Here is a 15,263-nt window from a genome sequence, read left to right on the forward strand (position 1 = left end):
ACACCAAATGCCTGAACCGCAACCCATGGTGCGGATGAGCGGTATCCGCAAGGAGTTCCCCGGCGTCCTCGCCCTGGACGGGGTCGACTTCCGGATGTACCCCGGCGAAGTGCACGCCCTGATGGGCGAGAACGGCGCCGGCAAGTCCACCCTCATCAAGGTGCTCACCGGGGTGTACGGGGTGGACGCGGGCACCATCGAACTGGGCGGCGAGGCCGTCGCCTTCACCGGGCCCGGCGAGGCCCAGCAGGCCGGCATCAGCACGGTCTACCAGGAAGTCAACCTCTGCCCGAACCTCTCGGTTGCGGAGAACGTCTGCCTCGGCCGCGAACCCCGCCGCTTCGGCCGCATCCAGTGGGGCCCGATGCGGCGGCGGGCCGAGGAGCTGCTGGCCCGGCTGGACGTCCACGTCGACGTCTCCGCCGAGCTGTCCACCTGCTCCATCGCCGTCCAGCAGCTGGTCGCGATCGCCCGCGCGCTCGACGTCGACGCGCGGGTGCTCGTCCTCGACGAACCGACGTCCAGTTTGGACGCCGGCGAGGTCGAGCAGCTGCTGAAGGTGGTCCGGTCCCTGCGCGAAAGCGGCCTGGCCATCCTGTTCGTCTCGCACTTCATCGACCAGGTCTTCGCCATCGCCGACCGGATGACCGTGCTGCGCAACGGAAAGCTGATCGGCGAGTACCGCACCGCGGACATCACGCCGGTCGAACTGGTCACCCGGATGATCGGCAAGGAACTGCAGGTCCTCGAAGACCTGGAGGCCTCCGGCCCCAGCCGGGCCGAGGTCGCCGGCGCGCCGGTGCTGCTGGCCGCCGAAGGACTCGGCCGCAAGGGCGGGGTCGAGCCGTTCGACCTCGCCATCCACGCCGGCGAGGTCGTCGGCCTGGCCGGCCTCCTGGGCTCCGGCCGCACCGAGCTCGCGCGGCTGCTCTTCGGCGCCGACCACGCCGACAGCGGCTCGGTGCAGGTCGACGGCAAGGCCACCGCGCTGCGCACCCCGCGCGCCGGGCTCGACCACAAGATCGCGTTCCTCTCGGAGAACCGCAAGGCCGAAGGCCTGGTCGAGGAACTGACGGTCCGCGAGAACATCGTCCTGGCGCTGCAGGCCTCCCGGGGCTGGGCGCGGCCGCTGTCCCGCCGCCGCCAGGACGAAATCGCCGAGAAGTACATCAAGGCACTCGACATCCGGCCCACCAACCCCGAAGCGCTGGTGGGCAACCTCTCCGGCGGCAACCAGCAGAAGGTGCTGCTGGCCCGCTGGCTGATCACCGAACCGCGGCTGCTCATCCTCGACGAGCCCACGCGCGGCATCGACATCGGCGCCAAGACGGAGATCCAGCGGCTGGTCACCCAGCTCTCGGGCGACGGCATGGCCGTCGTGTTCATCTCCGCCGAACTCGAAGAAGTCCTGCGGCTGAGTCACCGCGTCGTGGTGCTGCGGGACCGGAAAGTCGTGGCCGAGCGGGAAAACCAGGCGCTCACCGCGGACGACGTCATGGCCACGATGGCCGAGGGGGTGCAGGCGTGAAAGGCTTGACCGGCTTGACGAAACAGCGGCTCTTCTGGCCCGTGGTGGCCCTGCTGGTGCTGCTGCTGGGCGACCTCGTCGCCAGCCCGTCGTTCTTCAAGATCGAGCTGCGCGACGGGCACCTCTACGGGAACCTCGTCGACATCCTCAAGAACGGCGCTCCGCTGATCCTCATCGCGATCGGGATGACGCTGGTCATCGCCACCCGCGGCATCGACCTCTCGGTCGGCTCCGTCGTGGCGATCAGCGGCGCGCTGGCGTGTCTCTGGGTGAGCGGCAACTCCGAGGGCGTCGGTACCACGCTCATCGCGTTCGGCCTGGCCCTCGGCCTGTCGCTGGTGCTCGGGGTGTGGAACGGCTGGCTCGTCGCGGCGCTCGGCATCCAGCCGATCATCGCGACGCTGATCCTCATGGTCGCCGGGCGCGGTATCGCCCAGCTGATCACCGACGGCCAGATCATCACCGTCAACTCCCACTCCTTCGAGTGGATCGGCAGCGGGTTCCTGCTCACCCTGCCCAGCGCGATCCTCATCGCGCTGGCGGTGTTCGTGCTGGCGTCGGTGCTCGTCCGCCGGTCCGCGCTCGGGCTGCTGGTCGAGGCCGTCGGCGGCAACCCCGAAGCCAGCCGCCTGGCCGGCCTGCGCTCGGCCCGGCTGACCTGGCTCGTCTACGTCTTCTGCGCCCTCTGCGCGGGCATCGCCGGGCTGATGATCAGCGCGAACGTGCACAGTGCCGACGGCAACCACGCCGGGCTGTTCATCGAGCTCGACGCGATCCTCGCCGTCGTCGTCGGCGGCACCCAGCTGACCGGCGGCCGGTTCTCCCTCGGCGGTTCGGTGATCGGCGCGCTGCTCATCCAGACGCTCACCACCACCGTCTACGCCCTCGGCATCCCGCCCGAGGCGATCATGCTGTTCAAGGCCATCGTCGTGCTCGCGGTGTGCCTCCTGCAGTCGCCCGCGTTCCGCCGGAAGCTCCGGCGCCGCCGGGCCAGCACACCGGGGCAGCCGGCGCCGGCGTCCGCTCCGGAGAAGGTCGAGGTCACCGCATGACCACCCTCGCCCGCGTCAAGGGCTACCGGCCGCAGCAGCGGCACCTGCCGATCCTCGCCACCATGGCGCTGCTCATCGGGGCGTACATCTTCGGGGCGTCGAGCTACGAGGCGTTCGGCTCCGGCCAGGTCATCCTGGACCTGTTCATCAACAACGCCTTCCTGCTCGTGGTCGCCGTCGGCATGACGTTCGTGATCCTCACCGGCGGCATCGACCTGTCCGTCGGCTCGGTGGTCGCGCTGTCCACGGTGATCTCCGGTGACCTGCTGCAGAAGCACGGCTGGCCGGCGTACGCGGCGATCGCCGTGGTCCTGGTGGTCGGGGCGCTGCTGGGGGCCGGGATGGGCGCGCTGATCCACTTCTTCGAGATCCAGCCGTTCATCGCGACCCTGATCGGGATGTTCTTCGCCCGCGGCCTCTGCTACACGATCACCACCGAGGCCTATTCGATCGACAACGCGACGATCGCGACCCTGGCGCAGACGCAGCTCCCGCTCGGCGGCGAACTGCACATCTCGATCAGCGTGGTGGTCGCGCTGGTGGCCGTCGCCGCCGCGGCCTACGTCCTGGCCTTCACGCGGTTCGGGCGGACGGTCTACTCGATCGGCGGCAACGCGCAGTCGGCCATGCTGATGGGGCTCAAGACCGGCCGCACCAAGATCGCGGTGTACACGATCAGCGGGTTCTGCTCGGCGCTCGGCGGGCTGCTGCTGGTGCTGTACAAGTCCTCGGGCGACCCGCTCAACGGCGTCGGCCTGGAGCTGACGGCGATCGCCGCGGTCGTCATCGGCGGCACCATCCTCACCGGCGGTTCCGGCTACGTCCTCGGCACCGTGCTGGGGATCATGGTGCTGGGCATCATCCAGACGCTGATCACCTTCGACGGCACCCTCAACTCCTGGTGGACCTCGATCATCACCGGGGCCCTCCTGTTCGTCTTCATCGTCCTGCAGCGCCTCGTCACCCGAAGGACCCGCTGACCCCCGGTCCGCCGGTCCGGTGGATCATGTGAGCGCTCACACTCAAAGGAGAGTCATGCTCCGCAGACTGCGGCGGCCGGTGGCCGTCCTCGCGGCCTTGGCGCTGTGCTCCGCCGTCCCCATCGCGGCGGCGCCGGCCGCCGCGGCCGACCCCGAGCCGGGTCTGGCGGGGCACTGGACGTTCGACGACGGCAGCGGGACGACCGCCGCCGACACCGCGGGCAGTCACCCGGCGACGCTGACCGGGGGCGCCGGCTGGGGCCCGGGCATCCGCGGCGGCGCCCTGACCACCGACGGCGCCGGCGGCTTCGCCGACGCCGGCGCGCCCGTGCTCGACACGGCCAAGAGCTTCTCGGTGAGCAGCTGGGTGAAGCTCGACAGGACGTCGGGCTACCAGACGTTCGTCAGCGTCGACGGCACCCAGGTGAGCAACTTCTTCCTGCAGTTCCGCGACGACTCGCGCCGGTTCGCCTTCACCCGCCTGGCCGGGGACGCCCCGGCCGACGGCGTCGTCGCGTCGGCGAACTTCGACCCCGTCGCCGGCCAGTGGTACCAGCTGACCGGCGTCTACGACTCGGCCGCGTCGACGCTGTCGCTGTACGTCGACGGCACCCGCCAGGCCACCGTCGCCGCGCCCACCGCGTGGGCCGGTACCGGCCACCTGGTGATCGGCCGCGGCAAGTACGGCGGCAACCCGGTGGACTTCGTCGACGGCACGATCGACGACGTCCGCGCCTACTCGGGCCGCCTGACCGCCGCCGACGCCGCCCGCCTGGCCACCGCCGGGCACTGGGGCCTGGACGAGGGCACCGGCACGACGACGGCGGACGATTCCCTCGACGCGCGCACCGGCACCCTGACCGGCGGTGCCGCCTGGGGCGAGGGGGTCGTCGGCCCGCACGGCGTCGCGCTGAACGGCACCGACGCCGCGGTCGACGTCCCCGCCCCGGTGGTCGACACCGCGCAGAGCTTCTCGGTGTCCGCGTGGGTCAAGCCCACCGCGGCCACCGGCTTCCGGACCGCCGTGAGCGTCGACGGCTCGGCGATCAGCGGCTTCTACCTCCAGCGGGCCGACGACGGCCGCTTCGCCTTCACCCGCCGCGCGGCCGACGGCGACTCGACGTCGTCCGCGGCGGTGTCGACGCTGCCCGCGCAGGCCGGCCAGTGGCAGCACGTGGCCGGCGTCTACAACCGGGCGGCGGGCACGCTTTCCCTGTACGTCAACGGAACCCTCCAGCAGAGCGTCCCGTTCACCTCGCCGTGGACCGCAGGCGGGCACCTGGAGATCGGGCGCGGCAAGTGGGCGGGCAATCCGGTGGACTGGTTCGCCGGCGGCATCGACGACGTCCGCGCCTACCCGACGCCGCTGACCGCGTCCGCCGTCGCCGCGCTGGCCGCGAGCGGCTCGTGGCACTTCGACGAGGGCACCGGCACGGTTGCCCGTGACACCTCGGCCAACGCGGCCGACGGCACGCTGAAGGGCGCCACCTGGACCGCGGGCGCGGCCGGCAAGGCCGTCCAGCTCGACGGCAAGTCCACTGTGGACATGGGCACCTCGCCCGCGTTCGACACCGGCACCGGCTCGCTCTCGCTGGCCGCCTGGTTCCGCACCACCGGGTCCGGCACCCTGGTCGACCACGGCGACGGCTATGCCCTCGGCGTGACCGGTGGCAAGCTCACCGCTCGCGTCGGCCCGATCCAGGTGACCACCGGCGGCGGCGGCCTCGCCGACGGCAACTGGCACCACGCCGCCCTCGTCCTCGACCGCGCGGCGCAGCGGCTCACCGTCTACGCCGACGGCGACGCCTCCGCGGTCACCAGCACCTGCGGTACCCCCGTCGGCACGACGCTCGACGTGTCCGCCTGCCCGGCTTCGGGCACCGCGGCGGCGCCGTTCACCGTCGGCTCCGGGTTCACCGGCGCCGTCGACGAGGTCGAGCTGCGCCGGTTCCCGCTGACCGCCGCGCAGATCGGCAGCCTGGCCGGGGCGAACCAGCTGGCCGTGGACGCCAACGTCGTCCGCGCCAACACGCGGCCGACGACCTACGGCTCGATCCTCGAAGACATCAGCCACTCGGTCGAAGGCGGGCTGTACGCCGAACTCGTCCGCAACCGCACCTTCAAGGAGGGCTACCAGCCCGGCAGCGGTGCGGGCAACACGCCGGTGCCGTACTGGTCACTGCTCGCCTCGGCGGGCGCGACCGGCACCTACTCGATCGACACGTCGAACCCGCTCAACACCGCGCTCGACCGCTCGCTGAAGCTGCACGCGGACACCGTTCCGCCCGCCGGCCGGGTGGCCGCCGCGAACGTCGGCTTCTACGGGATCGCCGCGAAGCCGTCGACCAAGTACACCGGCAGCTTCTTCGCCAAGGGCACGTGGACCGGCGGCGTCCGGGTGAGCCTGGAGAAGCCGGACGGCACGGTGCTGGCGAGCAAGGACGTCCAGCCGGTCGGGCCGGCGTGGGCGCAGCAGACGTTCGGCTTCACCACGCCGTCGACGATCACCGCCTCGACCGACAACCGGATCGTCGTCTCCCTGGTCAACAAGGGGAAGAAGGCGCTGGCCGGTGACGCCTGGTTCCAGCAGGTGTCGGTGTTCCCGCCGACCTTCAAGAACCGGCCGAACGGCGTCCGCGCGGACCTCGGCCAGAAGCTCGCGGCGATGAAGCTCGGCCTGTTCCGCGTCCCCGGCGGCAACTACCTCGAGGGCAACACCCTCGACACGCGGTTCGCGTGGAAGAACAGCATCGGGCCCCTGGAGCAGCGGCCCGGCCACCAGAACACCGCGTGGGGCTACTGGTCCACCGACGGCTTCGGCATCCTCGACTACCTGAAGCTCGCCGAGGACATCGGCGCCCAGCCCCTGCTCGCGCTGTTCGCCGGCTACACGCTCAACGGCCAGCACGTCAGCCAGGCCGACTACCCGCAGTACGTGCAAGAGGCGCTCGACGAGATCGAGTACGCCATCGGCGACAGCTCGACGACGTGGGGCGCCAAGCGGATCGCCGACGGGCACCCGGCCCCCTTCGACCTGCACTACGTCGAGGTCGGCAACGAGGACTGGTTCGACGGCTCGGGCAGCTACGCCTGGCGCTACACGGACATGTACAACGCCATCAAGGCGAAGTACCCGCAGCTGACCGTCATCGCCACCACCGGCGGCCTGCAGGGCGGTTCGGCGTCGGGCACGTCGACCGGGGTGCGCCCGGACGCCGCGGACGACCACTACTACCAGTCGCCGCAGTGGTTCACCGACAACTCGACGCGCTACGACACCGCCGACCGCAGCGGCCCGGACATCCTCGTCGGCGAGTACGGGGCCCAGGACGGCCGGCCCACCGGCACCCTGGCCGCCGCCATCGGCGAGGCCGCGTTCCTCACCGGGCTGGAACGCAACAGCGACGTCGTCATCGGCTCGATGTACGCGCCGGTGCTGGTGCAGGAGAACCAGTCCAACTGGCCGGTCAACCTGATCGGCTTCGACGCCGGGACGAGCTACGCCTCGCCGTCGTACTGGGTGCAGCAGATGTTCTCCAGCACCCTCGGCAAGCAGATCGTGACCAGCCGCCTCAACCAGGGCAGCCCCCTGCGGCAGGTGGTCAACGTGACCACGAAGAGCGGGAGGAAGACCTTCACGGTCAAGATCGTCAACCCGACTCCGCAGGTGCAGACGGCCCGGCTGGCCCTCACCGGCGTCACCGCCGTCGACGGCACCGGCACGCTGACCACGCTCACCGGCGACCCGGCGGCGCGCAACAGCCTCGCCGCACCGACCGCCATCGTGCCGCAGACCAGGGAAATCACCGGGCTGGCCGCGACGTCGAAGCTGACGCTGCCGGCCAACTCGGTGACGACGCTGGTCCTCACCGGCCGCTAGAGACCCCGGGACGCGGCGCGTTCACCGCCGCCCGCGCCGCGTCCCGGTCACCAACCAGGAGGGAAGACACCGTGGGAGAACCACTCACCGTCGGCGTCGACTTCGGCACCCTGTCGGGCCGCGCGGTGGTCGTGCGCGTGGCCGACGGGGCCGAACTCGGTTCCGGCGTCTTCGAGTACCCGCACGGGGTGCTCGACGAGACGCTGCCCGCCACGGGCCGCGCGCTGCCGCCGGACTGGGCGCTGCAGGTCCCGGCGGACTACGTCGGGGTGCTCCGCAACGCCGTACCGGCGGCACTGCGGGAAGCCGGCGTCGACGCGGCCGACGTCGTCGGCATCGCCACCGACTTCACGGCGTGCACGATGGTGCCGACGACCGCGGACGGGACGCCGCTGTGCGAACTGCCCGAGTTCGAGGGCAACCCGCACGCGTACGTGAAGCTCTGGAAGCACCACTCGGCGCAGCCGCAGGCCGTGCGGATCAACGAGCTGGCCCGCGCCCGCGGCGAGAAGTGGCTCCCGCGCTACGGCGGCCTGATCTCCTCGGAATGGGAGTTCGCCAAGGCCCTCGAGGTCTTCGAAGAGGCCCCGGACGTCTACGCCGCGATGCGGCACTGGGTCGAGGCGGCCGACTGGATCGTCTGGCAGCTCACCGGCAGCTACGTCCGCAACGCCTGCACCGCCGGCTACAAGGGCATCCTGCAGGACGGGCAGTACCCCAGCCGCGACTTCCTCCGCGAGCTCGCCCCCGGCTTCGAGTCCTTCGTGACCGACAAGCTGGAGCACCCGCTGGGCCAGCTGGGCTCCCGCGCCGGTTCGCTCTCGGCCGAGGCCGCGGCGTGGACCGGGCTGCCCGAAGGCATCGCCGTGGCCGTTGGCAACGTTGACGCGCACGTCACCGCGCCCGCCGCCCAGGCCGTCGAGCCCGGGCAGATGGTGGCGATCATGGGCACCTCGACCTGCCACGTGATGAACGGCGCCGAGCTGCACGAGGTGCCCGGCATGTGCGGCGTCGTCGAGGGCGGGATCGTGCCCGGGCTGTGGGGGTACGAGGCCGGCCAGAGCGGCGTCGGCGACATCTTCGGCTGGTTCGTCGAGCACTTCGCCGGGGCCGGCCACGACGAGCTCACCCGCCTGGCCGCCCAGCAGGAAATCGGCGAGCACGGCCTGATCGCCCTGGACTGGCACAGCGGCAACCGATCGGTGCTGGTCGACCACGAGCTGTCCGGCGTCGTCGTCGGGCAGACGCTGGCCACCCGTCCGCAGGACGTCTACCGCTCCTTGCTGGAAGCCACCGCGTTCGGCACCCGGAAGATCATCGAGACGTTCGACGCAGCCGGCGTCCCGGTCACCGAGCTGATCATCGCGGGCGGGCTGGCGAAGAACGCGCTGCTGATGCAGATCTACGCCGACGTCACCAACCTCCCGCTGTCGGTGATCAGCTCCGCCCAGGGACCCGCGCTCGGGTCGGCCATCCACGCGGCCGTCGCCGCCGGGGCCCACCCGGACATTCGCGCGGCCGCCGCCGCGATGGGCTCGGTCGAGCGCGCGGTGTACCGCCCGGTGCCCGCGCACGTCGCCGCCTACGACGAGCTGTACGCCGAATACACGCAGCTCCACGACTACTTCGGTCGTGGCGGCAACGATGTCATGCACCGGCTGGCCGCCCGCAAGCGCGCCGTCGCGAAAGGACGGTCCTGATGTCCCTGACCGGTGAAGTGCTCGACACCGTCGCCGAGCTGCGGGACACCGTGGCGAAGCTGCACGGCGAGCTGACCCGCAACGAGCTGGTCATCTGGACCGCCGGCAACGTCTCGGCGCGGGTCCCGGGCCGGGACCTGCTGGTCATCAAGCCCTCGGGCGTGTCCTACGACAACCTGTCCGCGGACACCATGGTGGTCACCGACCTGCACGGCGAGCTCGTCGAAGGCGACCTCGCGCCGTCGTCCGACACCGCCGCGCACGCCTACGTCTACCGGCACATGCCGGAGATCGGCGGCGTCGTGCACACCCACTCGACCTACGCCACGGCGTGGGCGGCCCGCGGCGAGCCGATCCCGTGCGTGCTGACGATGATCGCCGACGAGTTCGGCGGGGAGATCCCGGTCGGGCCGTTCGCCCTGATCGGCGACGACTCCATCGGCCGCGGCATCGTCGAAACGCTTCGCTCCAGCCGCTCGCCGGCGGTGCTGATGCGCAACCACGGCCCGTTCACCGTCGGCCGCACCGCGCGCGACGCGGTCAAGGCCGCGGTGATGGTCGAGGACGTGGCCCGCACCGTCCACAAGGCCTTCGAGCTCGGCACGCCCGAACCCCTCCCGCCCGAGGACGTCGACCGGCTCTACGCCCGGTACCAGAACGTCTACGGCCAGCACTGACTTAGGAGAACGATGACTTCGGCGTCGAAACCCCAGCTCTGGTTCCTCACCGGCAGCCAGGCCCTCTACGGCGAGGAGACCCTCGAGCAGGTCGCCGGCCAGTCGCTGCGCATCCAGCAACTGCTGACCGCTTCGGGTGCGCTCCCGGCCGAGATCGTCGGCAAGCCGGTGCTCACCGAGGCCGCGTCGATCCGCCGCGTGCTGCAGGAGGCCAACGCCGACGCCGCCTGCGTCGGCGTGATCGCCTGGATGCACACCTTCTCGCCCGCGAAGATGTGGATCACCGGGCTGGACGCGCTGCGCAAGCCGCTGCTGCACCTGCACACGCAGCTCAACGAGACGCTCCCGTGGTCCACCATCGACATGGACTTCATGAACCTCAACCAGGCCGCGCACGGCGACCGCGAGTTCGGGTTCATCCAGACCCGCCTCGGCGTGCCGCGCAAGACCGTGGCCGGGCACGTGTCCGACCCGGCCGTGGTCGCCCGCATCGACGCGTGGGCGCGGGCCGCCATCGGCGCCGACCACCTGCGCAACCTGCGGCTGGCCCGCTTCGGCGACAACATGCGGGACGTCGCCGTCACCGAAGGCGACAAGGTCGAGGCCGAGCTGCGGTTCGGCGTCTCGGTCAACACCTACGGCGTCAACGACCTGGTCGAACTCGTGGACGCGGTGTCGGACGTGGACGAGCTGGTGGCGGCCTACGCGGCGGACTACGACGTGGTGCCGGACCTGGCGGCCGGGGGAGCGCGGCACGAGTCGCTGCGGTACGCGGCTCGCATCGAAGCCGGCCTGCGGAAGTTCCTCACCGACGGCGGCTTCGGCGCGTTCACCACGAACTTCGAGGACCTCGGCGGCCTGCGCCAGCTGCCCGGCCTCGCGGTGCAGCGCCTGATGGCCGACGGCTACGGCTTCGGCGGCGAGGGCGACTGGAAGACTTCGGCCCTGCTCGCCGCGGTCAAGGCGATGAGCGTGGGCCGCGACCGCGGCACCTCGTTCATGGAGGACTACACCTACCACTTCGGGCCGGGCAAGCCGAAGATCCTCGGCGCGCACATGCTCGAGGTCTGCCCGAGCATCGCCGCCGCCAAGCCGTCCTGCGAAATCCACGCGCTCGGCATCGGCGGCCGCGAGGACCCGGTCCGGCTCGTGTTCGACGCCGCCCCCGGGCCCGGCGTCGTCCTCGGCCTGGTCGACCTCGGCGACCGGTTCCGGCTGGTGGCCAACGAGATCGAGGTCGTCACGCCGGACGAGCCGCTGCCGAACCTGCCGGTGGCGCGCGCGGTGTGGGAGCCCGCGCCGTCGCTGTCGACGTCCGCCGAATCCTGGATCACCGCGGGCGGACCGCACCACACCGTGCTCACCCAGGCGGTGGGCACGGAGACCCTTCGCGACTTCGCGAACCTGCTCGGCGTCGAACTGCTGGTCATCGACAAGGACACGACCCCGCACGACTTCGCCGACCGCATCCGCTGGAACCAGGCCTACCACCGGCTCGCTCAGGGTTTCTGACCGGGCACTTTCACGTGAAAGTGCGCGGTTGTTGAGAAAGGAAGAAGGAACGATGAAGTTCACCAGAGGAATCGCGGCCCTCGCCGCCGCGGGGCTCGCGCTCACGCTGTCGGCGTGCGGGTCGAGCCAGAAGACCGCGGACCAGACGGCCGCGCCCGGCGCCGGCGCCGAAGGCAGCCTCGTCGGCGTCACCATGCCGACGAAGTCGTCGGAACGCTGGATCCACGACGGCGACAACATCAAGGCCGCCCTGGAGAAGCTCGGCTACAAGGTCGACCTGCAGTACGCCGAGAACGACATCCCCACCCAGGTGAACCAGATCGAGAACCAGATCACCAAGGGCGCCAAGCTCCTGGTCATCGCCTCGATCGACGGCACGGCGATCACCACCCAGCTGCAGGAAGCCGCGGACAAGAAGATCCCGGTCATCGCCTACGACCGGCTGATCCGCAACTCGCCGAACGTCGACTACTACGCCACCTTCGACAACTTCAAGGTCGGCGTCGAGCAGGCGAACTCGCTGGTCAAGGGCCTGGGCACGGGCGCGGGGCCGTTCAACGTCGAGCTGTTCGCCGGTTCGCCGGACGACAACAACGCCACCTTCTTCTTCAACGGCGCGATGTCCGTCCTCAAGCCGCTGATCGACAGCGGCAAGCTGGTGGTCAAGAGCGGCCAGACCGACTTCGCCCGCGCGGCCATCCTGCGCTGGGACCCGGCCACCGCGCAGCGGCGCATGGAGGACCTGCTCACCAAGACCTACACCGGTGGCGCAAAGGTCCAGGGCGTGCTCTCGCCGTACGACGGCCTGTCGATCGGCATCCTGTCGGCGCTGAAGAGCAACGGCTACGGCACCGCCGGCCAGCCGTACCCGATCGTCACCGGGCAGGACGCCGAGGTCGCCTCGGTCAAGTCCATCATCGCCGGTGAGCAGTACTCGACGATCTTCAAGGACACCCGCAAGCTCGCCGACACCACCGTCAAGATGGCCGACGCGGTGCTGAAGGGCGGCAAGCCCGAGGTCAACAACACGAAGGACTACGACAACGGCAAGAAGGTCGTCCCGTCCTACCTGCTGCAGCCGGTCACCGTGGACAAGTCGAACTACCAGAAGGAACTCGTCGACTCGGGCTACTACACGGCAGGTCAGCTGAAATGACCGAACTGCTCGGCATGCGCGGGATCACCAAGACCTTCCCCGGGGTCAAGGCGCTGTCGGACGTCACCCTTTCCGTGCGCCGCGGGGAAATCCACGCGATCTGCGGGGAGAACGGCGCCGGGAAGTCCACCCTGATGAAGGTGCTCTCGGGCGTCTACCCCCACGGGAGCTACGACGGCGAGATCACCTTCGACGGGCAGCGGTGCGAGTTCGGGTCGGTGCGCGACAGCGAACGGCGCGGGATCGTGATCATCCACCAGGAACTCGCGCTGTGCGGCCAGTTGTCGATCGCGGAGAACATCTTCCTCGGCAACGAGCAGGCCAAGCGCGGCTGGGTCGACTGGAACCGCACCAACCACGAGGCCGGCGCGCTCCTGCGGCGCGTCGGCCTCGCCGAAAACCCCACGCGGGCGGTGCAGGAACTCGGCGTCGGCAAGCAGCAGCTCGTCGAGATCGCCAAGGCACTGTCCAAAGAGGTCAAGCTGCTGATCCTCGACGAGCCCACCGCGGCGCTCAACGACGACGACTCGGCCCACCTGCTCGAGCTGCTGCGCGGGCTGCGGGACGAGGGCGTCACGTGCGTGATCATTTCGCACAAGCTCGGCGAGGTGACGGCGATCGCGGACACCGTCACGATCCTGCGTGACGGCAGGACGATCGAAACGCTCGACGCGGCGGGGCTGACGGAAGAGCGCATCATCACCGGCATGGTCGGCCGCGACCTCGAGCACCGGTTCCCGCCCCGGGAGCCGGCGATCGGCGAAGAGGTGCTGCGGATCGAGGACTGGACCGTGCACAGCCCGACCCAGGCCGGCCGGGTCGTCGTCGACCACGCGTCGCTTTCGCTGCGGCGCGGGGAGATCGTCGGCCTGGCCGGGCTGATGGGCGCGGGCCGGACCGAACTGGCGATGAGCGTGTTCGGCCGGTCGTGGGGCAAGGACATCTCCGGCCGGATCATCAAGCACGGCAAGGAGATCGAGGTCCGGTCGGTGCAGGAGGCCGTCCGCCACGGCATCGCCTACGCCACCGAGGACCGCAAGCGCTACGGGCTCAACCTGATCGAGGACATCCAGCGCAACGTGTCCGCGGCCGGGCTGGGCAAACTGGCCAGGCGTGGCTGGGTCAACGAGCACGCCGAGCACGACACGGCCAACCGCTACCGCCGTGACCTGCGGATCAAGGCGCCGAGCGTGCAGAGCGTGACGGGGAAGCTCTCGGGCGGCAACCAGCAGAAGGTCGTGCTGGCCAAGTGGATCTTCACCGACCCGGACGTGCTCATCCTCGACGAGCCGACCCGCGGCATCGACGTGGGCGCGAAGTTCGAGATCTACACGATCATCAACGAACTGGCCGCCCAGGGGAAGGCCGTCCTGGTCATCTCCTCCGAGCTGCCGGAGCTGCTCGGGCTCTGCGACCGGATCTACGCGCTCTCGGCGGGGCGGATCACCGGCGAGGCCACGCGCGAAGAAGCCACTCAAGAACTGCTGATGCAGTACATGACGAAGGAACGGGAATGACCACGACCGAAGCACGGCCCGCCGTGCCCCCGGTTGAGCGCTCCAAGCGGAGGATCTCGATCAACCCGCGCCAGAGCGGCATCTACGTCGCGTTCGCGCTGATCGTGGTGCTGTTCGAGGTGCTCACCGGTGGCGCGCTGCTGGAGCCGCAGAACATCTCCAACATCATCGTGCAGAACAGCTACGTGCTGATCCTCGCGATCGGGATGATCCTGGTGATCATCTCCGGGCACATCGACCTGTCCGCCGGGTCGGTCGTCGCGATGACCGGCGCGGTGTCGGCGGTGCTGATGGTGAACTCGCACATGCCGTGGTTCCTGGCCGTGCTGATCACCCTCGTCGTGGGCGCGGCGATCGGCGCGTGGCAGGGCTACTGGGTCGCCTACTTCGGCATCCCGGCGTTCATCGTGACGCTCGCCGGCATGCTGGCGTTCCGGGCGCTGACCCTGACGGTCCTGGGCAACCAGGGCATCGGCCCGTTCCCGGACGCGATCCGCACGCTGTCCAACGGCTTCACCGACGGTTACCTGGGCAACATCGGCCTCGGCCCGCTCGGCGGTGCCGACCTGGTGTCGCTGCTCGCCGGCGTCGCCGCGGTGGCCGGGATCGTGTTCACGCAGTGGCGGAAGCGAGCCGGCCGGATGGGCTACGGCCAGGACGTCGACCCGTTCGGCGTCTTCGTGCTGAAGCTGGCCGGCATCGCGGTGCTGGTGCTCGCGCTGGTCGTGCAGCTGGCGCGGTTCAAGAACCTGCCGTGGGTGCTGATCCTGCTGGCGGCGCTGGTGCTCGGCTACTCGCTGGTGGCCGGGAAGTCGGTGTTCGGCCGGCACATCTACGCCGTGGGCGGCAACCTGCAGGCGGCGACGCTCTCGGGCGTCAAGGTCAAGCAGGTGACGTTCTGGATCTTCGTCAACATGGGCGTCCTGGCGGCGCTGGCGGGCATCATCTTCGCCGGCCGGCTCAACCAGGCGGGCCCGACGGCCGGCGTCAACTTCGAACTCGACGCGATCGCGGCGGCGTTCATCGGCGGCGCGGCGGTCCAGGGCGGCGTCGGCAAGGTGGTCGGCGCGATCACGGGCGGCCTGATCATGGCGGTGATCAACAACGGCATGTCCCTGATCGGCGCCCCGAGCGAGCGGGTGATGCTGGTCAAGGGCGTGGTCCTGCTGGCCGCGGTGGCGTACGACATCTGGACGAAACGCCGCGCGGCCTCCTGACGCGCGGTTCACGTGAGGGCCACCTCGGGTTTCGGATCCCCCGA

At 70.3% G+C, this 15,263-nt stretch carries 10 protein-coding genes; all 10 read left to right on the forward strand.

Translation table 11 applies throughout. The features are described 5' to 3' along the window. Window positions 1-25 precede the first annotated feature (25 nt). The 10 genes from ACLJOU_RS09675 to mmsB all read left to right on the forward strand — a co-directional run bounded on the left by ACLJOU_RS09675 (window position 26) and on the right by mmsB (window position 15,219). The gene (locus ACLJOU_RS09675; RefSeq protein WP_410566676.1) at window positions 26-1,528 is read left to right on the forward strand and encodes a sugar ABC transporter ATP-binding protein; all 1,503 of its coding nucleotides are present in this window, start codon (window positions 26-28) and stop codon (window positions 1,526-1,528) included. A 5-nt stretch (window positions 1,529-1,533) separates the two neighbouring features. Continuing rightward, window positions 1,534-2,580, forward strand: a complete 1,047-nt coding sequence (locus tag ACLJOU_RS09680) for an ABC transporter permease (RefSeq protein ID WP_410566677.1) — start codon at window positions 1,534-1,536, stop codon at window positions 2,578-2,580. Further along, complete coding sequence (gene yjfF / locus ACLJOU_RS09685; RefSeq protein WP_410565323.1) at window positions 2,577-3,560, forward strand: galactofuranose ABC transporter, permease protein YjfF; 984 nt, start codon at window positions 2,577-2,579, stop codon at window positions 3,558-3,560. Before ACLJOU_RS09680 ends, yjfF begins: the two co-directional genes overlap by 4 nt. A gap of 55 nt (window positions 3,561-3,615) precedes the next feature. Continuing rightward, window positions 3,616-7,440: a LamG-like jellyroll fold domain-containing protein gene (locus ACLJOU_RS09690; RefSeq protein WP_410565325.1), complete on the forward strand. Its 3,825-nt coding sequence runs from the start codon at window positions 3,616-3,618 to the stop codon at window positions 7,438-7,440. Between the two features lie 71 nt (window positions 7,441-7,511). Further along, window positions 7,512-9,140, forward strand: a complete 1,629-nt coding sequence (gene araB, locus ACLJOU_RS09695; RefSeq protein WP_410565328.1) for a ribulokinase — start codon at window positions 7,512-7,514, stop codon at window positions 9,138-9,140. Beyond that, window positions 9,140-9,817 (forward strand): L-ribulose-5-phosphate 4-epimerase, encoded by a 678-nt coding sequence (locus tag ACLJOU_RS09700; protein ID WP_354922824.1) that lies wholly within the window; start codon window positions 9,140-9,142, stop codon window positions 9,815-9,817. The genes araB and ACLJOU_RS09700 overlap by 1 nt, the downstream gene beginning before the upstream one ends. Window positions 9,818-9,829: 12 nt before the next feature. Continuing rightward, entirely contained in the window at window positions 9,830-11,329 is a 1,500-nt protein-coding gene (gene araA, locus ACLJOU_RS09705; protein ID WP_410565330.1) for an L-arabinose isomerase, read from the forward strand. Window positions 11,330-11,381: 52 nt separating this feature from the next. Further along, complete coding sequence (gene chvE, locus ACLJOU_RS09710) at window positions 11,382-12,485, forward strand: multiple monosaccharide ABC transporter substrate-binding protein (protein ID WP_410565333.1); 1,104 nt, start codon at window positions 11,382-11,384, stop codon at window positions 12,483-12,485. Beyond that, the gene (mmsA, locus tag ACLJOU_RS09715; protein ID WP_410565335.1) at window positions 12,482-14,002 is read left to right on the forward strand and encodes a multiple monosaccharide ABC transporter ATP-binding protein; all 1,521 of its coding nucleotides are present in this window, start codon (window positions 12,482-12,484) and stop codon (window positions 14,000-14,002) included. The genes chvE and mmsA overlap by 4 nt, the downstream gene beginning before the upstream one ends. Next, on the forward strand, window positions 13,999-15,219 hold the full coding sequence (gene mmsB, locus ACLJOU_RS09720) for a multiple monosaccharide ABC transporter permease (protein ID WP_410565337.1): 1,221 nt from the start codon (window positions 13,999-14,001) through the stop codon (window positions 15,217-15,219). Before mmsA ends, mmsB begins: the two co-directional genes overlap by 4 nt. Window positions 15,220-15,263 lie beyond the last annotated feature (44 nt).

The organism is Amycolatopsis sp. cmx-4-61 (genome assembly GCF_046548775.1).
GTDB lineage: Bacteria > Actinomycetota > Actinomycetes > Mycobacteriales > Pseudonocardiaceae > Amycolatopsis.

Bases quoted from the DNA above. Each gene is read 5' to 3' on its own strand.
- ACLJOU_RS09675 (WP_410566676.1), top strand. From the start codon at position 26: ATGGTGCGGATGAGCGGTATCCGCAAGGAGTTCCCCGGCGTCCTCGCC.
- yjfF (WP_410565323.1), top strand. From the start codon at position 2,577: ATGACCACCCTCGCCCGCGTCAAGGGCTACCGGCCGCAGCAGCGGCAC.
- ACLJOU_RS09690 (WP_410565325.1), top strand. From the start codon at position 3,616: ATGCTCCGCAGACTGCGGCGGCCGGTGGCCGTCCTCGCGGCCTTGGCG.
- ACLJOU_RS09700 (WP_354922824.1), top strand. From the start codon at position 9,140: ATGTCCCTGACCGGTGAAGTGCTCGACACCGTCGCCGAGCTGCGGGAC.
- araA (WP_410565330.1), top strand. From the start codon at position 9,830: ATGACTTCGGCGTCGAAACCCCAGCTCTGGTTCCTCACCGGCAGCCAG.
- chvE (WP_410565333.1), top strand. From the start codon at position 11,382: ATGAAGTTCACCAGAGGAATCGCGGCCCTCGCCGCCGCGGGGCTCGCG.
- mmsA (WP_410565335.1), top strand. From the start codon at position 12,482: ATGACCGAACTGCTCGGCATGCGCGGGATCACCAAGACCTTCCCCGGG.
- mmsB (WP_410565337.1), top strand. From the start codon at position 13,999: ATGACCACGACCGAAGCACGGCCCGCCGTGCCCCCGGTTGAGCGCTCC.